15 protein-coding genes are annotated in these 19,424 nt (G+C 73.4%); 8 read left to right on the top strand and 7 right to left on the bottom strand.

Annotated elements, in window-relative coordinates; translation table 11 throughout:
- Nucleotides 1–10: 10 nt before the first annotated feature.
- The gene (locus ACIF8T_RS04005) at nt 11–1,168 is read left to right on the top strand and encodes a DivIVA domain-containing protein (protein ID WP_400030844.1); all 1,158 of its coding nucleotides are present in this window, start codon (nt 11–13) and stop codon (nt 1,166–1,168) included.
- 202 nt (nt 1,169–1,370) lie between these two features.
- On the opposite strand, the gene ileS is transcribed toward ACIF8T_RS04005, so the two are convergent.
- Nucleotides 1,371–4,517 carry an isoleucine--tRNA ligase gene (ileS, locus tag ACIF8T_RS04010; RefSeq protein ID WP_400030846.1) on the bottom strand — a complete coding sequence of 1,049 codons (3,147 nt, stop codon included), beginning with the start codon at nt 4,515–4,517 and terminating at the stop codon, nt 1,371–1,373.
- Nucleotides 4,518–5,115: 598 nt separating this feature from the next.
- On the opposite strand from ileS, the gene ACIF8T_RS04015 reads away from it, so the two are divergent.
- The 6 genes from ACIF8T_RS04015 (at nt 5,116) to ACIF8T_RS04040 (ending at nt 11,181) form a co-directional block, all read left to right on the top strand.
- The gene (locus ACIF8T_RS04015) at nt 5,116–6,270 is read left to right on the top strand and encodes a TraR/DksA family transcriptional regulator (protein ID WP_400030847.1); all 1,155 of its coding nucleotides are present in this window, start codon (nt 5,116–5,118) and stop codon (nt 6,268–6,270) included.
- 283 nt (nt 6,271–6,553) lie between these two features.
- Entirely contained in the window at nt 6,554–7,237 is a 684-nt protein-coding gene (gene lspA / locus ACIF8T_RS04020) for a signal peptidase II (RefSeq protein WP_400030848.1), read from the top strand.
- 69 nt (nt 7,238–7,306) lie between these two features.
- On the top strand, nt 7,307–8,251 hold the full coding sequence (locus ACIF8T_RS04025) for an RluA family pseudouridine synthase (protein WP_400030849.1): 945 nt from the start codon (nt 7,307–7,309) through the stop codon (nt 8,249–8,251).
- Complete coding sequence (locus ACIF8T_RS04030) at nt 8,248–8,718, top strand: GNAT family N-acetyltransferase (RefSeq protein WP_400030850.1); 471 nt, start codon at nt 8,248–8,250, stop codon at nt 8,716–8,718. The genes ACIF8T_RS04025 and ACIF8T_RS04030 overlap by 4 nt, the downstream gene beginning before the upstream one ends.
- 88 nt (nt 8,719–8,806) lie before the next feature.
- On the top strand, nt 8,807–10,393 hold the full coding sequence (locus ACIF8T_RS04035; protein WP_400031488.1) for a Na+/H+ antiporter: 1,587 nt from the start codon (nt 8,807–8,809) through the stop codon (nt 10,391–10,393).
- Between the two features lie 47 nt (nt 10,394–10,440).
- Nucleotides 10,441–11,181 (top strand): SDR family NAD(P)-dependent oxidoreductase, encoded by a 741-nt coding sequence (locus ACIF8T_RS04040; RefSeq protein ID WP_400030851.1) that lies wholly within the window; start codon nt 10,441–10,443, stop codon nt 11,179–11,181.
- 174 nt (nt 11,182–11,355) lie between these two features.
- Here the strand turns inward: ACIF8T_RS04040 and ACIF8T_RS04045 are convergent, their stop codons facing one another.
- Nucleotides 11,356–12,477, bottom strand: a complete 1,122-nt coding sequence (locus tag ACIF8T_RS04045; RefSeq protein ID WP_400030853.1) for a mechanosensitive ion channel family protein — start codon at nt 12,475–12,477, stop codon at nt 11,356–11,358.
- Between the two features lie 106 nt (nt 12,478–12,583).
- Here ACIF8T_RS04045 and ACIF8T_RS04050 point away from each other — a divergent pair, with 106 nt between their 5' ends.
- A complete protein-coding gene (locus tag ACIF8T_RS04050) occupies nt 12,584–13,174 on the top strand; it encodes a dienelactone hydrolase family protein (RefSeq protein WP_400030855.1) in 591 nt (196 codons plus the stop codon).
- Here the strand turns inward: ACIF8T_RS04050 and ACIF8T_RS04055 are convergent.
- From ACIF8T_RS04055 to ACIF8T_RS04075, 5 genes are all read right to left on the bottom strand, one after another.
- Nucleotides 13,156–14,142 carry a zinc metalloprotease gene (locus tag ACIF8T_RS04055; protein ID WP_400030857.1) on the bottom strand — a complete coding sequence of 329 codons (987 nt, stop codon included), beginning with the start codon at nt 14,140–14,142 and terminating at the stop codon, nt 13,156–13,158. The genes ACIF8T_RS04050 and ACIF8T_RS04055 overlap by 19 nt on opposite strands.
- A 321-nt stretch (nt 14,143–14,463) precedes the next feature.
- Entirely contained in the window at nt 14,464–16,134 is a 1,671-nt protein-coding gene (locus ACIF8T_RS04060; protein WP_400030859.1) for an alkaline phosphatase D family protein, read from the bottom strand.
- Nucleotides 16,135–16,224: 90 nt separating this feature from the next.
- A complete protein-coding gene (locus ACIF8T_RS04065) occupies nt 16,225–17,037 on the bottom strand; it encodes a DsbA family protein (RefSeq protein ID WP_400030861.1) in 813 nt (270 codons plus the stop codon).
- Nucleotides 17,038–17,140: 103 nt separating this feature from the next.
- Nucleotides 17,141–17,839, bottom strand: a complete 699-nt coding sequence (locus tag ACIF8T_RS04070; RefSeq protein WP_400030863.1) for a hypothetical protein — start codon at nt 17,837–17,839, stop codon at nt 17,141–17,143.
- A gap of 81 nt (nt 17,840–17,920) precedes the next feature.
- Entirely contained in the window at nt 17,921–19,267 is a 1,347-nt protein-coding gene (locus ACIF8T_RS04075) for a DUF2252 domain-containing protein (RefSeq protein WP_400030865.1), read from the bottom strand.
- Nucleotides 19,268–19,424: the final 157 nt, after the last annotated feature.

The following is a 19,424-nucleotide window of genomic DNA, read 5'->3' on the forward strand; positions in this document are numbered from 1 at the left end:
AGGTGAAGAGATGCCGTTGACCCCCGAGGACGTGCGGAACAAGCAGTTCACGACCGTCCGCCTCCGAGAAGGCTATGACGAGGACGAGGTCGATGCCTTCCTCGACGAGGTCGAAGCCGAACTGACCCGCCTGCTCCGCGAGAACGAGGACCTGCGCGCCAAGCTGGCCGCCGCCACGCGCGCGGCCGCGCAGAACCAGCAGAACATGCGCAAGCCTCCGGAGCAGCAGGACCAGCAGCAGGGCATGCCCCAGCAGGGCATGCCTCAGCAGGGCATGCCCCAGCAAGGCATGCCTCAGCAGGGCATGCGCGGTCCGGGTGCTCCCGTCCCCGCCGGCATATCGGGCCCGCCGCAGCAGCAGATGGGCGGCCCCATGGCTGGTCCGCCCCAGCTGCCGAGCGGTGCGCCGCAGCTGCCCGCCGGCCCCGGCGGTCAGGGGGGCCCGCAGGGCCCCGGCCCGATGGGGCAGGGTCCCGGTCCGATGGGCCAGGGTCCGATGCAGGGGCAGATGGGTCCGGGTCCGATGGGCGGCCCCATGGGCGGTCCCGGCATGCCCGGTCAGGGCCCTGGTGGCGACAGCGCCGCCCGTGTCCTGTCGCTGGCCCAGCAGACCGCCGACCAGGCGATCGCGGAGGCCCGTTCCGAGGCCAACAAGATCGTCGGCGAGGCCCGTTCGCGTGCCGAGGGTCTCGAGCGTGACGCCCGTGCCAAGGCCGACGCGCTGGAGCGGGACGCGCAGGAGAAGCACCGCGTCGCGATGGGCTCCCTGGAGTCCGCCCGCGCCACGCTGGAGCGCAAGGTCGAGGACCTGCGCGGCTTCGAGCGCGAGTACCGCACGCGGCTGAAGTCCTACCTGGAGTCGCAGCTGCGTCAGCTGGAGACCCAGGCGGACGACTCGCTCGCCCCGCCGCGCACTCCGGCGGCCGCGTCGCTGCCGCCGTCCCCGGCGCCGTCCATGGCTCCGGCCGGTGCGAGCGCGCCGTCGTACGGCGGCAACCAGACGATGGGCGGCGGCCCGTCGCCGTCCGGTCCGTCCTACGGCGGTCAGCAGCAGATGTCGCCGGCGATGACCCAGCCGATGGCGCCGGTGCGTCCGCAGGGCCCGTCGCCGATGGGACAGGCGCCCTCTCCGATGCGGGGATTCCTCATCGACGAGGACGACAACTGACGGCCTGAGGGCCAGGAGTACCGCTTGGTCGTCGGCAGCGTTCAGGGCGAGGCCCCGGGTGATCCCGGGGCCTCGCCCTTGTGCGTGCGGGTCCGGGGCGGACCGCCTGTTCGAGACGGGGGTCACGCGTGCGTACGGACGCAACGCCGAAGGCCCGGGCCCGCCGGACGACCGGCGGGCCCGGGCCTCTCCCGTGGGCCGGTTACGCCTTGCGCAGGCGGAACGTGAGGGACAGGCCCTCGTCCTCGAACGGCGAGCCGTAGGTGTCGTCCGCCTCGCCCTGGGCGAAGTCCGTGGCGAGGACCTCGTCGGCGATCAGGCTCGCATGGTCGCTCAGGGCCGCGAGCGTCGCCGGGTCGGTGGCCGTCCAGCGCAGGGCGATGCGGTCGGCGACGTCCAACCCGCTGTTCTTGCGGGCCTCCTGGATCAGGCGGATCGCGTCACGGGCCAGGCCCGCGCGGCGCAGCTCCTCCGTGATCTCCAGGTCCAGGGCGACGGTCGCACCGGCGTCCGAGGCCACCGACCAGCCCTCGCGCGGGGTCTCGGTGATGATGACCTCGTCGGGGGCCAGGGTGACCGTCTCGCCGTCGACCTCCACCGACGCGGTGCCCTCGCGCAGGGCCAGTGACAGGGCGGCGGCGTCCGCCTGCGCGATCGCCTTCGCCACGTCCTGGACCCGCTTGCCGAACCGCTTGCCGAGCGCGCGGAAGTTGGCCTTGGCGGTGGTGTCGACCAGGGAACCGCCGACCTCGCTCAGCGACGCCAGCGACTCGACGTTCAGCTCCTCCGTGATCTGCGTGTGCAGCTCCGGGTCCAGCGCGTCGAAGCCCGTCGCCGCGATCAGCGCGCGCCGCAGCGGCTGGCGCGTCTTGACGCCCGACTCCGCGCGGGTGGCGCGGCCCAGCTCGACGAGCCGGCGGACCAGGGCCATCTGCTTCGACAGCTCCGGGTCGATGGCGGAGAGGTCCGCCTCCGGCCAGGAGGACAGGTGGACCGACTCGGGCGCGCCGGGCGCGACCGGGACGATCAGGTCCTGCCAGACCCGCTCGGTGATGAACGGGGTGATCGGGGCCATCAGCTTGGTGACGGTCTCCAGCACCTCGTGCAGGGTGCGCAGCGCGGCCTTGTCGCCCTGCCAGAAGCGGCGGCGGGAGCGGCGCACGTACCAGTTCGAGAGGTCGTCGACGAACGCGGACAGCAGCTTGCCGGCGCGCTGGGTGTCGTAGCCCTCCAGGGACCGGGTCACCTGGTCGGTGAGCGCGTGCAGTTCGGACAGCAGCCAGCGGTCCAGCAGCGGGCGGTCGGCCGGGGCCGGGTCGGCCGCGGACGGCGCCCAGCCGGACGTGCGGGCGTACAGGGCCTGGAAGGCGACCGTGTTCCAGTAGGTGAGGAGCGTCTTGCGGACGACCTCCTGGATGGTGCCGTGGCCGACGCGGCGGGCCGCCCACGGGGAGCCGCCGGCCGCCATGAACCAGCGGACCGCGTCGGCGCCGTGCTGGTCCATGAGCGGGATGGGCTGGAGGATGTTGCCCAGGTGCTTGGACATCTTGCGGCCGTCCTCGGCGAGGATGTGGCCGAGGCAGACGACGTTCTCGTACGACGACTTGTCGAAGACGAGGGTGCCGACGGCCATCAGCGTGTAGAACCAGCCGCGGGTCTGGTCGATCGCCTCGCTGATGAACTGCGCCGGGTAGCGGGACTCGAACAGCTCCTTGTTCTTGTACGGGTAGCCCCACTGCGCGAACGGCATCGAACCCGAGTCGTACCAGGCGTCGATGACCTCGGGCACGCGGGTGGCCGTCTTCCCGCAGCCGTCCTCGGGGCAGGCGAAGGTGACCTCGTCGATGTACGGGCGGTGCGGGTCCAGGTCCGACTGGTCGGTGCCGGTGAGCGAGGTGAGCTCGGCGCGGGAGCCGACGCAGGTGAGGTGGTCGTCCTCGCAGCGCCAGATCGGCAGCGGGGTGCCCCAGTAGCGGTTGCGGGACAGCGCCCAGTCGATGTTGTTGTCCAGCCAGTCGCCGTACCGGCCGTGCTTGACCGTGTCCGGGAACCAGTTGGTGTTCTCGTTCTCCTGGATGAGGCGGTCCTTGATCGCCGTGGTGCGGATGTACCACGACGGCTGCGCGTAGTAGAGGAGCGCGGTGTGGCAGCGCCAGCAGTGCGGGTAGCTGTGCTCGTAGGGCAGGTGCCTGAAGAGCAGGCCGCGCTGCTGGAGGTCCTCGGTGAGCTTCTCGTCGGCCTTCTTGAAGAAGACGCCGCCGACCAGCGGGACGTCCTCCTCGAAGGTGCCGTCGGGGCGGACCGGGTTGACCACGGGCAGGCCGTAGGAGCGGCAGACCCTGAGGTCGTCCTCACCGAAGGCGGGGGACTGGTGGACCAGACCCGTGCCGTCCTCGGTCGTGACGTACTCGGCGTTCACCACGAAGTGGGCCTCCGCCGGGAACTCCACCAGCTCGAAGGGGCGCCGGTAGGTCCAGCGCTCCATCTCGGCGCCCGTGAAGGTCAGGCCGGTGGTCTCCCAGCCCTCGCCGAGCGCCTTGCCGACGAGCGGCTCGGCGACGACCAGCTTCTCCTCGCCGTCGGTGGCGACGACGTAGGTGACCTCGGGGTGCGCGGCGACCGCCGTGTTGGAGACCAGGGTCCAGGGGGTCGTCGTCCACACCAGGAGCGCGGCCTCGCCGGCCAGCGGGCCGGAGGTGAGCGGGAAGCGGACGTAGACGGACGGGTCGACGACCGTCTCGTAGCCCTGCGCCAGCTCGTGGTCGGACAGGCCGGTGCCGCAGCGGGGGCACCAGGGGGCGACGCGGTGGTCCTGGACCAGCAGGCCCTTGCCGAAGATCTCCTTCAGCGACCACCAGACCGACTCGACGTACTCCGGGTCCATGGTCCGGTAGGCGTCGTCGAGGTCGACCCAGTAGCCCATGCGGGTCGTCAGCTCGGCGAAGGCGTCGGTGTGGCGGGTCACCGACTCGCGGCACCTGGCGTTGAACTCGGCGATGCCGTACGCCTCGATGTCCTGCTTGCCGGAGAAGCCGAGCTCCTTCTCGACGGCGAGCTCGACCGGGAGGCCGTGGCAGTCCCAGCCGGCCTTGCGGGCCACGTGGTAGCCGCGCATGGTGCGGAAGCGGGGGAAGACGTCCTTGAAGACGCGGGCCTCGATGTGGTGGGCGCCCGGCATGCCGTTGGCGGTGGGCGGGCCCTCGTAGAACACCCACTCGGGGCGGCCCTCGGACTGCTCCAGGCTCTTGGCGAAGATCTTCTGCTCGCGCCAGAACTCGAGCACCGCGTGTTCGAGCGCGGGCAGGTCGACCTGGGCGGGTACCTGGCGGTACTGCGGCTGCGTATTCAACGAGCTTCCTCCGGCGGACGTGCTGCCTTCCGTCGGAGGGACGAGAGCCGTCTTCCTTCTGCGCCGTGTGCGGCGGGCTCCCGCGGTACCACCCTCCTTGGCCCCCGGTGCGTGGTGTGCTCCGGTGAGCCCCCTCATTGGGATCGCGATGCCGGCTCTACTCGCCCCGCCTGGCGGCTGCGGGCTTTCTTCCGGCGGCTCCGGGGTGATCTTCACGTCGCGCTCGCCCCCGGGCTCACACCGTCCCCGGGTCGCTCTGGGCTGCGTACGCCGCTACTCGTCCCCATCCACGCTTTTCGCTCCGCCCAGTGTACGGCGCCGCACGGACACCGGCCGACCGGATTTCGGGGACCCGGAGGCCGGAGCGTCCCATGGCGGGAGATGACCCGAATGGCACGGCGTGCGGGTTCGGATCCCGGGACGCCCCGGCCGGCGGATTACCCGGCGGGGAGCTGGGCACAACGGATGCATGCTGGCCGCGTGGCGTCCGCGCGGCGGGCGGATCGGGCGGTGTGCCCCGTTGCCGCGGGACTCGAGTCGATTTATCGTCCCAGCACGATTCGCGAGCAAGATCACAATATGTGAAGGGGCCGCGGCCATGGTGGCGAAGAAGACCGCCGTACAGCAGTCGGCGTCCGGGACGTCCGGTGGTGCGGCCGAGGGCGCGGTCGGCGAGCGGGGGGCGGGGGAGAAGGCGGGTTCCGGCGGGCGGGCGGCGGCCGCCGGGAGCGGGAGGAAGCGGGGCGCCGTCGCGGACGCCGGGGGCGCGGTGCACGGGGCGCCGGTGCGGAAGGGCGCGCACGGGAAGGCCACGTCCGGGGATGCCGCGGCCCGCGGGGCCGCGGCCGGGAGGACCGCGGCCGGGGGCGGCGCGGGCGGCAGGGCGGCCGCCGAGAAGGTCGCGGCCGGGACGCGTGATCCCGAGGACGCCGGGGCAGAGAAAACCGCAGCCGGGAAGAGGACGTCCGGCAGGACCGGCGGGGCGACCGGCGGGGGAAGCGCGGCGAAGGCGGGTGCGGACGGGGGGAGCGTGGGCGGGACGGTGGAGGCCGGACGGACCGTGGCCGGGGCCGCGGACCCCGGCGGGACCTCCGCGGGGAAGGCCGCCGGAGCGAGGGCGGCGGCCGGGGAGGGCGGTGGGGCCGAGGGCGCCACCGGCAAGAGCGCGGTCAAGAGGAGCACCACCAGGACCAGCGCGGTCACTAAGGACACGGCCGGGCGCAGCACGGCCAAGGAGGCGGGCGCGGCCGAGGCCGCGCCGCAGACGGGAGCGACGACGGTGGTTGCGAAGAAGACTCCTGGCACGGCCGCGGCGGCGACGACCGCCGTTCCGAAGGCACGGGTCGCCGCGGCGGAGCCGGGCGAGCTCGCGGTGCGTCCGGGCGAGGACCCCTGGACGCCGGAGGAGGTCGAGGAGGCCCGGGCCGAGCTGCTGTCGGAGGAGACGCGGCTGCGGGACGAGATCACCTCGTCGGAGCGGTCGCTGGCCGGCCTGATGCGGGACTCGGGGGACGGGGCGGGCGACGACCAGGCGGACACCGGCACCAAGAACATCACGCGCGAGCACGAGCTGGCGCTCGCCGCCAACGCGCGCGAGATGCTCCTGCAGACCGAGCGTGCCCTGGAGCGTCTCGACGCGGGCACCTACGGACTCTGCGAGAACTGCGGCAACCCCATCGGCAAGGCCCGCATGCAGGCCTTCCCGCGGGCCACCCTGTGCGTGGAGTGCAAGCAGAAGCAGGAGCGGCGTTAGCCGGCGGGGGGGGGGGGGGGGGGGGGGGGGGCGGCGCGCGCCCCCCCCGCCCCCCCCCCGCCCCCGCGCGCGGGGGCGCGGCCGCCCCCCCCCCCCCCGCCCGCGGGGGGGGCGCTGGGGGCGCCGCGGGGGGGGGGGGGCCCCGGCGGCCGCGGGGGGGGGGGGGGGGGGGGGGGGGGGGGGGGGGGGGGGCCCCCCCCCCCCCCCGCCGCCTGAGCACCCGGGTCCCGGGAGGCGTGCCGTACCCTCGTCCTCAGTCAGGCACCTAGGTTGAGGGACTCACGTGGCAGAGGCGGAGCGCATCATCGGTACGCCGGACACCCCGGACGCGGTACGGGCGCGGCAGGAGCGGCCCGGCGGGAGCGCGGCACCGGGCGAGCGGGCCGGCGCCGACGGGGCCGAGGCCCCGGCCGACGGCGGCGACGGAGCCGAGGGCGCCGGCCGCGCCGACGGTACGGCGGCACCCGCCGGACGGCCGCGGGGCAGGCGGCGCGTCGCCGTGCTGTTCGCGGTCGCCGCGTTCGCGTACGCCCTCGACCTGATCAGCAAGATCATCGTGGTCGAGAAGCTGGAGCACCACCCGCCCATCGAGGTCGTCGGGGAGTGGCTGCGCTTCGAGGCGATCCGCAACGCCGGGGCGGCCTTCGGCTTCGGCGAGGCCTTCACGGTGATCTTCACGCTGATCGCGGCGGCGGTGATCGTGGTGATCATCCGGCTCGCCCGCAAGCTCTACAGCCTGCCCTGGGCGATCGCGCTCGGGCTGCTGCTGGGCGGCGCCCTCGGCAACCTCACCGACCGCATCTTCCGGTCGCCGGGCGTCTTCGAGGGCGCGGTCGTCGACTTCATCGCGCCCAAGCACTTCGCCGTCTTCAACCTGGCCGACTCGGCGATCGTCTGCGGCGGCGTCCTGATCGTGCTGCTGTCCTTCCGGGGGCTCGACCCGGACGGCACCGTCCACAAGGACTGAGCCCGTCCGGGGAGGCGTCGTCCACAGGCTCCGTACGGGGTTGCCGGACCCGTCCGGCATACTCGACGGGTGAGCACGCTTCCCGAGATCCGTACCCTGCCCGTGCCCGACGGCCTGGAGGGCGAGCGCGTCGACGCCGCCATCTCCCGCATGTTCGGCTTCTCCCGCACCAAGGCCGCCGAGCTGGCGGCGGCGGGGAAGGTCACGGTCGACGGGTCGGTGGTCGGCAAGTCGGAGCGGGTGCACGGCGGGGCCTGGCTGGAGGTCGAGATGCCGCAGGCGCCCGCGCCCGTGCAGGTCGTCGCCGAGCCGGTCGAGGGCATGGAGATCGTGCACGACGACGACGACGTGGTCGTGATCGTCAAGCCGGTCGGCGTCGCGGCCCACCCCTCGCCGGGCTGGACCGGGCCGACCGTGATCGGCGGACTGGCCGCCGCCGGGTACCGCATCTCCACCTCCGGCGCCGCCGAGCGCCAGGGCATCGTGCACCGCCTCGACGTCGGCACCTCCGGCCTGATGGTGGTCGCCAAGTCGGAGTACGCGTACACGTCGCTCAAGCGCCAGTTCAAGGAGCGCACGGTCGACAAGCGGTACCACACGCTCGTGCAGGGCCACCCCGACCCGACCAGCGGCACCATCGACGCGCCCATCGGGCGGCACCCGAACCACGACTACAAGTGGGCGGTCACCGCCGAGGGCAAGCCGTCCGTCACGCACTACGACCTCATCGAGGCGTTCCGCGCGGCGTCCCTGCTGGACGTGAAGCTGGAGACCGGCCGCACCCACCAGATCCGCGTCCACATGGCCGCCCACCGGCACCCCTGCGTCGGCGACCTCACCTACGGCGCCGACCCGACCCTCGCCAAGCGCCTCGGCCTGACCCGCCAGTGGCTGCACGCGGTGCGGCTGGGCTTCGAGCACCCCGGGGACGGGCAGTGGGCGGAGTTCGCCTGCGACTACCCGGAGGACCTGCAGAAGGCCCTGGACCAGGTCCGCGAGGAGACCTACGCGTGAACCCGCCGCCGTACACCGTGCGCATCGCCGAGCACCCCGCCGACCGCGAGGCCTGCTTCGCGGTGCGCAAGGAGGTCTTCGTCGCCGAGCAGGGAGTCCCGGAGGAGATCGAGTACGACGCCCACGACGCCGGCGCGGTGCACGTGCTGGCGGTCCGGGAGGACGGCGTGCCGCTCGGGGCCGGGCGGCTGCTGCACGGGGAGGCCGTCGCGGCCGTGACCGGCGGGGACCCGTCGGTGGGATCGCTGGGCCGGCTCGCCGTGACCCGGGCCGCCCGCGGACTGGGGGTCGGCGCCGCACTGGTGCGGGCCATCGAGGAGGCGGCCCGCGCGCGCGGACTCGCCGCGGTCGACCTGCACGCGCAGACGCACGCCCTGGGTTTCTACGAGCGGCTCGGCTACGCGGCGTACGGACCGGAGTACCTGGAGGCGGGCATCCCGCACCGGGCGATGCGCCGCGTGCTGTAGCCACGGTGGCGTACGGGGCCGGTGGGTACCCGCACGGAGCGGGCTCGAAGCCCGCCGTGTGAACGCGAGATCCCCCGGAGCGCTGACCGTGGACCAGCTGGCCCTGTTGTTCGTGCTGCTGCTCGGGGCCCTGGTGAGTGTCCCGGTGGGGGACCGCCTCGGGCTGCCGGCACCCGTGCTGATGACCCTGCTCGGGATCGTCCTGGCACTGCTGGAGTTCGTGCCCGACGTCGAGGTCCCGCCGGACCTCATCCTGCCCCTGCTGCTCCCGCCCCTGCTGTACGCGGCGGTGCGGCGGACCTCCTGGCGGCAGTTCGCGGTCAACAAACGGCCGATCTTCCTGCTCGCCGTGGCGCTGGTCTTCGTCACCATGCTGTGCGTCGGCGCCGTCGCCCACGCGATCGTGCCGGGGCTGCCGATCGGCGCGGCCCTGGCGCTCGGCGCGCTGATCGCGCCGCCGGACCCGGTCGCCGCGACCGCCGTCGCCGGACGGCTCGGGCTGCCGCGCCGGCTGGTGTCCATCCTGGAGGGCGAGGGGCTCTTCAACGACGTCACGGCGATCGTCCTGTACCACGTGGCCATCGCCGCCGTGGTCAGCGGCACCTTCTCGCCCTGGGAGGCCGGGCTCGACCTGGTGCTGTCCGCCGTCGTCGCCGTCGCGGTCGGCCTCGCCCTGGGCTGGGGCGCCAACCGGCTGATGGGCCTGCTGGACGAGCCCACCCTTCAGATCGGCCTGACGCTGCTGGTGCCGTACGCCTCGTACGTCATGGCCGAGGAGCTGCACGGCTCGGGCGTGCTCGCCGTGCTCACGACCGCGATGTTCCTCGCCGAGTACGGCGCCGACCCGGACGACGTGCTGACCCGGCTGGCCGGGCACACCTTCTGGGACGTCGTCGACACCCTCGTCACCGGGGTGGCGTTCGGGCTGATCGGGCTGGAGCTGCACAACGCGCTGCGCACGGCGTCCGGGCGGTGGGGCGAGCTGCTCGGCTGGGCGGCGGCGGTCGTGGGCGTCGTGGTGCTGGTCCGGCTGCTGTGGCTGCTGCCGGCGACCTGGCTGACCCGACGGCTGCACGCCCGGCGGGACCACGACGAGGACATCCCGGTGAGCTGGCGGGAGACCGTCGTCATGTGGTGGTCGGGGATGCGCGGGGTCGCCTCGGTGGCGCTGGTGCTGGCCATCCCGCTCAGGACGGACGACGGCTCCGCCTTCCCCAACCGGGACGAGATCGTGTTCATCGCCTTCGGGGTGATCCTGGCGACCCTGCTGGTGCAGGGGCTGACCCTGCCGTGGCTGGTCAAGCGGCTCGGGGTGCGGTCGGACACCGAGCGGGAGAAGGAGTTCGAGAAGGAGCTGGCCGTCCGCGCGGCCAGGGCCGCCAAGAGCAGGCTCCGGGAGATCGAGTCGGACGAGGAGCTGCCGGAGGAGCTGTCCGAGCAGATGCTGCGGCGGGCCTTCGAGATCGGGGTGCGCATCAGCCCGGACATGGGCGCGGAGGAGCGCCGGGAGGCCCACGAGCACCGGGTGCGGCGGCTGAAGCGGATCCGGCGGATCCAGCAGGAGATGCTGAGCGCCGCCCGGCACGAGGTGCTGGCGGCCCGCAGCGAACCCGGGGCGGATCCGGAGATCGTGGACCGGGTGCTGCGCCATCTCGACGTGCGCAGCCTGCGCTGACCGCGCAGTCCCCGGCTTTCCGGCCCGTGCCCTTATAGGGTCGGATCATGACTCGCAACGTCGTGATCAGTGGTGGGGGCACGGGGATCGGGCTCGCCGCGGCCCACGCGTTCGCCCGGGACGGGGACCGGGTGCTGCTGGTCGGGCGGCGCGCCGAGGTGCTGGAGCGGGCCGGGGTGCCCGGGGCGCTCATCTGCGCGGCCGACCTCAGCAAGCCGCGCGGCGCGCGCGGGGTGGAGCGGTTCGTGGCCGCCGAGTTCGGCACCGTGGACGTGCTGATCCACAGCGCGGGCGGCGCCGGGTACCGGGAGCCGGCCGTGGACAGCGACGAGCCGCTCGACGTCGTCCTGCACGACTGGGCCCTCAACTTCGGCCTCAACACGCTCACCGCGGTGCTGCTCACCGAGGCGCTGAAGGACCGGCTCGCCGACCCCGGCGGGCGGGTGCTGTTCCTCAGCTCCATCGCCGCCTACCGGGGCTCGGGGAGCAAGGCGTACGCGGCGTCCAAGGCGGCCCTGCACCCGTACGCCCACGCCCTGGCCCGGCAGCTGGGGCCGCGCGGCGTCACCGTGAACGTGGTGGCGCCCGGCTACATCGAGGACACCGAGTTCTTCGGGGACGCCATGACCGAGGAGCGGCGCGCCCAGCGCATCGCCGAGACCTGCGACAAGCGGGCCGGGACGCCCGGGGACGTCGCGGCGACCCTGCACTGGCTGGCCTCCCCGGGCGCCGCGCACGTCACCTCGCAGATCATCCAGGTCAACGGCGGCGCCGAGCGCGGCCACTGAGGCACGGGACGGCCCGGCCGCGGCCCTTCCGGGCACGGCCGGGCCGTCACGGTCCGAGCGGTCGTTCGTCTGCGGTCTGCGCAGTCTGCGCAGTCTGCGCAGTCTGTGCGGTCTGCGGTCTGCGGTCTGCGGTCTGCGGTCTGCGGTCTGCGGCCGGTGGCCGATGGCCGGTGATCAGCGCTCCGTGCGCGGGGAGCCGTGGTAGCGGCGCTGGGCGGGCACCCCGTCGCGGGCCGGGCGGTGTCCGTCGCGGCCCGGCGGCAGCACCGCGTCCGCGGTGTTGACCCGGGGCAGGGCGTAGGGGTGCTCGTCGGCCAGCCAGCGGATCATCTGCTCGCGGACCGTGACCCGCACCGTCCACAGGTCGTCGGCGTCCTTGGCGGTCACCAGGCCCCGGACCTGCAGGGTGCTCGGGGTGGTGTCCGTCACGTCCAGGCCGAAGGCCCGCCCGTCCCAGGCCGGGCACGCGCGCAGCAGGTCGCGGAGCTTGTCGCGCATCGCGTCCAGCGGGGCGGTGTGGTCCACGTGCCAGTAGACGATGCCGGTCATCTGCGGGGTGCCGCGCGACCAGTTCTCGAACGGCTTGGACGTGAAGTACGACACCGGCATCGTGATCCGGCGCTCGTCCCAGGTGCGCACGGTCAGGAACGTCAGCGTGATCTCCTCGACCGTGCCCCACTCCCCGTCGACCACCACGGTGTCCCCGATGCGCACCATGTCGCCGAAGGCGATCTGCAGCCCGGCGAACATGTTGCCCAGCGTGGACTGGGCGGCGACACCGGCGACGATGCCGAGGATGCCGGCGGAGGCCAGCAGCGAGGCGCCCGCCGCGCGGAAGGTCGGGAACGTCAGCAGCATCGCCGCCACGGCGACCACCCCGACGATCGCGGAGACCACCCGCCTGATCAGCGTCACCTGGGTGCGCACCCGCCGGACCCGGGCCGGGTCGCGGTGCGACCGGGCGTTGGCGTACCGGGTGTACGACGTCTCGACTACGGCCGCCGCGATGCGGATCACCAGCCAGGCGGTCGATCCGATCAGCACCAGCGTCAGCGTCCGGCTGACGGCGGCCCGGTGGTCCTCCAGCGCCTGGGCCTCGTCGTACGCCCCTCTCAGCAGGGCGGCGCACAGGACGAGCTGGTACGGGATGCGGCCGCGGCGCAGCAGACCCCACAGCGGGGTCTCGTGGTGCCGTGCGTCCGCCTTGCGCAGCAGCAGGTCGGTGGCCCAGCCGATCGCCAGCGTGAGCACGACCGAGCCGCCGACCACGATCAGCGGTCGTAGCAGGTTTTCCATGCCTCGGAACCTAACCGGCACCCGGGAGCACGAACCTGTGACTTCGGGAACGTTCCGGGTACTGCCACCGACTTCCCGTGTCACACCCGGCTGGCACCATGGCCTCATGAACATCGTGCTCTTCCACTCGACCTATGGCCTCAGACCCGCGGTGCGGCAGGCCGCGGACCGGCTGCGCGACGCCGGGCACCAGGTGTGGACGCCGGACCTCTTCGGGGGCCGCGTCGCCGACGAGGTCGAGGAGGGCAGGCGGATCAAGGACGAGATCGGCAAGGAGGAACTGCTGAAGCGGGCCGTGCTGGCCGCCGCGCCCTACTCCGAGCGGGGGCTGGTGTACGCCGGGTTCTCGCTGGGCGCCGCCGTCGCGCAGACCCTGGCGCTCGGCGACGACAAGGCGCGCGGCCTGCTGCTCCTGCACGGCACCTCGGACCTCGCGCCGGAGACGCGGGCGGACGGCCTGCCGGTGCAGCTGCACGTGGCCGAGCCCGACCCGTTCGAGCCCGACGACTGGCTGAGCGCCTGGTACCTGCAGATGAGCCGGGCCGGCGCCGACGTGGAGATCTACCGGTACGCCGGGGCCGGCCACCTCTACACCGACCCCGGCCTGCCGGACTACGACGAGGAGGCCGCCGAGGCCACCTGGCGGGTGGCGCTCGGCTTCCTGGAGACCCTGCGGGATCAGCCCGCCGCGCGGTAGGCGGCCCAGTTCTGCTGCATGCGCGTCACCTGTCCCGAGGTGAACTGGTACATGCAGGAGTCGTACGTGTAGTCCATGAAGTTGTGGACGGGGTCGGCGCCCGGCTTGGTGGTGCAGGTGTCGCGGCCCGTCGGGCACTCGTACGCGGCGCTCTTCTCGGCCGGGGTGTCGTCGACGTAGTCGCCCTTGCCGCTGCACCCGCCCTGGAAGGTGTGGTAGAGGCCCATCCAGTGGCCGACCTCGTGGGTGGCGGTGTCGCCCTGGTTGTAGTTGGCCGCGGAGCCGCCGGGCAGGGAGGCGTCCAGGAGCACCACGCCGTCCATCGACGGGCCGGACCGGTAGGAGCTGGGGAAGGTGGCCCAGCCGAGGAGGCCGTCGCCGAGGTTGGCGGTGTAGACGTTGAGCGCGTTCGCGCCGCCCTTGCGCAGGGCGGACTTCATCGCCTTCTCCTCCGCCGAGCCGTAGCCGACGTTGTACCAGGCGGCGTTGTCGGTGTAGTCGGTGCCGGCCAGCGTGAAGCGGAAGCCGGAGTCGGTGTTCCCGGTGCCCTGGCCCGCGTACGCCGCGTTCAGCACGTCCAGCTGGGCGCTGATGTCGCCGGCGTCGAGCCTGCCGGTGTCGCCGTCGTGGACGACGTGGAAGTACACGGGGACGGTGGCGCCGGTGGCCGCCGCCGTGCTGCGGCCGCCCGCGCGCATCCCGTCGAGCTTCTTGCGCAGGTCGGCGTCCATCGCCTCGGCCTTGGCGGCGCTGACCTCGTTGGGCTCGGCGATGTGCTCGCCGCTGCCGGGACGGGCCTCGCGGGCCGCGGAGTGCGCGGCCTCCTCGTGGCACTCGGCGGCCGGAGCCTGGGCCGCCGCGACACCGGTGGGGGCGGAGAGCGGAGTGAGCATCAGGGATCCGGCCACGACGGTGGTGGCGAGAAGGCGTCTGCGCGTAGAGGGGGATATCCGGGCAAGCGCACGCATGCTGGCTCCTGGTGGATGCGGTGGGGAGGGGGCACAGGGGTCTTCCTGGCCGCCGCCCGGACATTACGTGGGCATGCACATGGCGGAAGAGGAGTGATCAGGCCCAATCAAACGACCGGCAAACAGGGGCAATTGGGGAGGTGAATTGTTTCTTCGTCCGCAGGCCGGGATCCGGGGGTGACGAGTTAGGTGACCGGGGCGGGCGGTGTGTCCGCATTCGGGATGCGGCGCGCACCACCCGCCCGCCGTAGCGGTGTCATCCGGCCTTGACGGCCCGTGAGCGCGCCGTCATTGGCCGAAAAGAGACCCTCGCTCTCGCCGTCACACGGGGTCGTAGGTCCGCTCGACCTTCTGCGTGCCGCTGCGGGTGCGGTAGGAGCGGGCCCACGCGGCGGTCGCGTCGGGCCTGGTGCGGTCGGACAGCACGTAGAAGTCCATCTGCGCGCGCTCGGCGGTGAGGTCCAGGACGCCGTAGCCGTGCCGGTCGGTGTCGACCCAGTGGACGTGGCGGTTGGCGGCGCGGATCAGCGGCGCGGCGACCGCGGAGACCGTGCCCTCGGGGACCTTGACCAGGTCGTCGAGGTTGTCGGAGGTGACCGAGGTGACGACGAACTCCGTGGCGGCCGAGGCGGACAGCGGGTACGTCCCGGCGTTCACCGGCACGTCGTTGGCCCACGCCATGTGGATGTCGCCGGTGAGGAAGACGGTGTTGCGGATGGCGTTCGACCGCAGGTGGGCGAGGAGTTCGCGGCGGTCGTCGGTGTAGCCGTCCCACTGGTCGGTGTTGAGGGCGAGGCCCTCCTGCGGCAGGCCCAGCAGCTTGGCGAGCGGTGCGAGGAGATCGGCGGAGAGCGAGCCGATCGCGAACGGCGCGATCATCACGGAGTTGCCGACCAGCCGCCAGGTGGTGTCGGAGGACTTCAGGCCCGCCTTGAGCCAGTCGAGCTGGGCGCGGCCGGTGAGGGTGCGCTCCGGGTCGTCGACCTCGCCGTCGCCGAGCCCGGCCTGCTGGGAGCGGAAGGATCGCAGGTCGAGCAGGGAGAGGTCGGCGAGCCTGCCGAAGCGCAGCCGGCGGTAGGTGGTGCCGGCGACGGCCGGGCGCACCGGCATCCACTCGAAGTAGGCCTGCTTGGCGGCGGCCTGGCGGGCGGCCCAGGCGCCCTCGGCTCCCTCGGTGTGGTTCTCGGCGCCGCCCGACCAGGCGTCGTTGGCGATCTCGTGGTCGTCCCAGATCGCGACGACCGGAGCCGCGGCGTGCAGGGCCTGGAGGTCGGGGTCGGTCTTGTACCGGCCGTGCCGCACGCGGTAGTCGGCCAGCGTGAGGATCTCGTGGGCGGGCGCGTGCGGGCGGACGACCGTGCCGCGGGTGCCGTACTCGCCGGTGCCGTACTCGTAGATGTAGTCGCCCAGGTGCAGCCAGGCGTCCAGGTCGCCTCGGGCCGCGAGGTGGCGGTACGCGGCGAAGTGGCCGGCCTCCCAGTTGGCGCAGGACACCACGCCGAAGCGGAGGCCGGTGACGGCCGCGTCGTGCGCGGGGGCGGTGCGGGTGCGGGCGGCGGGGGAGTCGGTGCCGCCGGCGGAGAAGCGGAACCAGTAGTCGGTGGCCGGTTCCAGTCCGCGGATGTCCGCCTTGACGGTGTGGTCCGAGGCGGCGGTGGCGAGGGTGGAGCCCCGGGCGACGACGGCCGTGAACGCCCGGTCCCGGGCGACGACCCAGCTCACCTCGGTGTCCGGGCCGAGCCCGGAGCCCGGTATCGCCTCCGGCACGGGCGTCACACGGGTCCACAGCAGGATGCCGTCGGGCAGCGGGTCGCCGGAGGCCACGCCGTGCAGGAAGGCGGGGGCGGCGGTCGCGGCGCGGGCGGGCGAGGCGGTGGCGAGCGGGCCGGCCAGGACCGCGGTGGCGGCCGCGGCCTTGACGACCGTACGACGGCGCGGCGCGAGGGTGTCGGCCGCTTCGGTGCTCTCGGAGGATCTGTATCGACTGGTCACGGCCGATCAGGTTACTGATCGGTATGTGCGGGAGCGGGCGAACTCGCCAAAGTTCGCCCGCTCTTCGCCGGGGGTTGACGGAAGGCCGGCTCAGCCCTTGAGCGCCGCGTCGATCACCGTGGTGAACTCCGCCGCCGTCATGGGCGGGTTGCCGGTGGAGGTGGTGAGCTTCTTGCCGTCCATCTTCAGGGTCGGGGTGCCGGTCACGTCGTCGCTGGCGTCGAACGTCTTGTCCATCTCCAGCGCCCACCGGTCGAAGGTGCCGTCCTTGACGGCCTTCTGGAACTCCTTGTTGTTCTTCAGGGCGTCGACCGTGTCCGCCACCTCGATGAGGTAGGCGTCGTCCTTGAACTTGTCCTCGGACTCCTCCGGGTGCCACTTCGCCGAGTACAGCGCGGACTTGTACTGGAGGAACGCCTCGGGACTGACGTCCAGCGCCGCGCCGAGGGCGCTCATGGCGTTCTTGGAGCCCTCGCCGTTGGTCGAGTCGTCGATGAAGGTGGCGCCGACGAACTGGACCTTGTACTTGCCGTCCGCGACGTCCTTCTCGACGGTCTCGCCGACGCCCTGCTCGAACTGGGCGCAGACCGGGCAGCGCGGGTCCTCGTACAGCTCCAGGGTCTTCTTGGCGCTCGACTTGCCGATGACGACCGTCGTGCCGTTCTTGCCCGTGGTGTGGGCCGGCTTGACGAGCCGGGCGTCCTTCGCGGCCTCCCAGTGGCTCGGCTCGTTGCCCTGCACGACCGCGTACCCTATGCCGCCGGCCACGGCCAGCACGCCGACGACCGAGCAGGCGACGATGATCTGCCGCTTGGCCTTGTCGCGCTTGGCCTGGCGCTCGCGCTCGACGCGCAGGCGCTCGCGGGCCGCCGTCTTCGCGGCCTGGCTGTTCCTCTTGCTCATGGTGGTCTTCTCCGTGGGGGACGCGCACACCGCGGGTGTGCGGGATACGTACGGGGGACTGCTGGTGCTCGGGTGGGCCGCCGGCGCGGAGGCGGGAGCCGCCTCAGACGAGGGCGGCCGAGCACGGCGGTCCACGCCGTCCCAGGGAGTGCGCGAGGATCCGGTCCCGGACGGCGGGCGCGCGGCGCGCGGGGCGGACCGGGCGGCGGACGGCCGAGGGCCGCCGCACCCGCACCGCCGCGACGGCGAGCAGCAGCGGCCGGAAGGTGGTGGCGGCCACCGCCCGCAGCAGCTGGGCCAGTGCCCGCTCGCCGCGGCGCAGCCAGGCGGCGGCCAGCAGGCCGACGCCGACGTGCGCGGCGAGCAGCAGCCAGGCGGTGGACGGGTCGGCGTGGGCGAGCGCGGCCGCGAGCCGCTCGCCGCCGGTGCCGCTCGCCGTGACCCGGGCCAGCGGGGTGCCCACGCCGGTGCCGTCGCCGCACAGCAGGTCGAAGCCGACGGAGCGCAGCGGGCCGGCGACCGGGCCGCCCGCCCGGCCGTAGCAGAGGTGCTGGCCGGTGGTGAGGACGGTGTCGGCGGCCAGCTCCAGCGGGACCAGCAGGGCGGCGATCCGCCCGAAGGAACGCTCCCGGCCCGCCAGGGCGTACGCCGGGAGGAACACGGCGGCGGCGACCGCGGCCACCGTGTTCAGCGGCAGCGGGACCCCGGACAGCAGCACGTGCGCCGCGGTGCTGAGCGTCACGACCACGGCCGTGAACAGCGCCGCGCGTACGGCTCTGAGGGGGGTCCCGGATATGTCCATAGCGAGAGAAGAGTCTGTCACGCCGCGGGGTAAGGGAACGCTAAAGGGTTGCTGTGAGGTTCCGCTCGCGCGGTCGTCCGGTCACAGGCCCGGGATCCGGCCGTTGCGGAACAGGTCCACGAAGATCTGGTGGTCGGCACGCGCGCGGGCGCCGTAGCCGTGCGCGAAGTCCACCAGCAGGGGCGCGAAGCCCTCCTCGTCGGCCGCGATGGCCGCGTCGATGGCCCGCTCGGTGGAGAACGGCACCAGGGACTCGCCGGACTGGTCGTCCGCCGCCGAGTGCATGGTGGCCGTGGCCCGGCCGAGGTCGGCGACGACCTGGGCGATCTCCTCCGGGTCGTCGATGTCGCCCCAGTCGAGGTCCACGGCGTACGGCGAGACCTCGGCGACCAGCTGGCCCGCGCCGTCCAGCTCGGTCCAGCCCAGCCACGGGTCGGCGTGCGCCTGCAGGGCCCGCTGGGAGATCACCGTGCGGTGGCCCTCGTGCCGGAAGTAGTCCCGGATCGCCTGGTCCGTGACGTGCCGGGAGACGGCCGGGGTCTGGGCCTGCTTGATGTAGATCACGACGTCGTTCTCCAGGGCGTCGCTGTGGCCCTCCAGGAGGATGTTGTACGACGGCAGGCCGGCCGAGCCGATGCCGATGCCGCGGCGGCCGACGACGTCCTTGACGCGGTAGGAGTCCGGGCGGGCCAGCGAGCTGTCGGGCAGCGTCTCCAGGTAGCCGTCGAAGGCGGCCAGCACCTTGTACCGCGTGGCCGCGTCCAGCTCCATGGAGCCGCCGCCCGGCGCGAAGCGGCGCTCGAAGTCGCGGATCTCCGTCATCGAGTCCAGCAGCCCGAAGCGGGTCAGCGAGCGGGCGTCGCGCAGCGCGTCCAGCAGGGGGCCCTGCGCGGTGTCCAGCGTGAAGGGCGGCACCTCGTCGCTCTTGGCGCCGGTGGCCAGCGCGCGGACGCGCTCGCGGTACGCGCCCGCGTAGACCGACACCAGCTCGGTGATCTGCCCGTCGCTGAGCGCCTTCGCGTACCCGATCAGCGCGATCGAGGCGGCGAAGCGCTGGAGGTCCCAGGTGAAGGGGCCGACGTAGGCCTCGTCGAAGTCGTTGACGTTGAAGATCAGCCGGCCGTTGGCGTCCATGTACGTGCCGAAGTTCTCCGCGTGCAGGTCGCCGTGGATCCACACGCGCGCGGTGCGGTCGTCCAGGTACGGGCCGCTGCCCACGGCGTCGCCGTGCCCGGCGCGGCGCGCGTCCAGGTCGTGGTAGAAGAGGCACGCCGTGCCGCGGTAGAAGGCGAAGGCCGAGGCCGCCATCTTCCGGAACTTCACGCGGAACGCGGCCGGGTCGGCGGCCAGGAGCTCGCCGAAGGCGGTGTCGAAGACGGCGAGGATCTCCTCGCCGCGGTGCTCGTCGCTGAGCTGCGGGAACGACATCGCGGGGTGCCTCCTGGTGCATGACGTCTCGGGGCGGCTGATCCGCCCTCTGCCTAACGGGCGGGGGGGGGCGGGGGGGGCCCCCGCCCCCCCCCCCCCGGCCCCGGGCCCCCCCCCCCGGGGGGGGGGCCCGGGGGCCCCCCCCCCCCCGGGGCCC

The sequence above is a fragment of the Streptomyces sp. NPDC085946 genome (genome assembly GCF_044540485.1).
Lineage (GTDB): Bacteria > Actinomycetota > Actinomycetes > Streptomycetales > Streptomycetaceae > Streptomyces.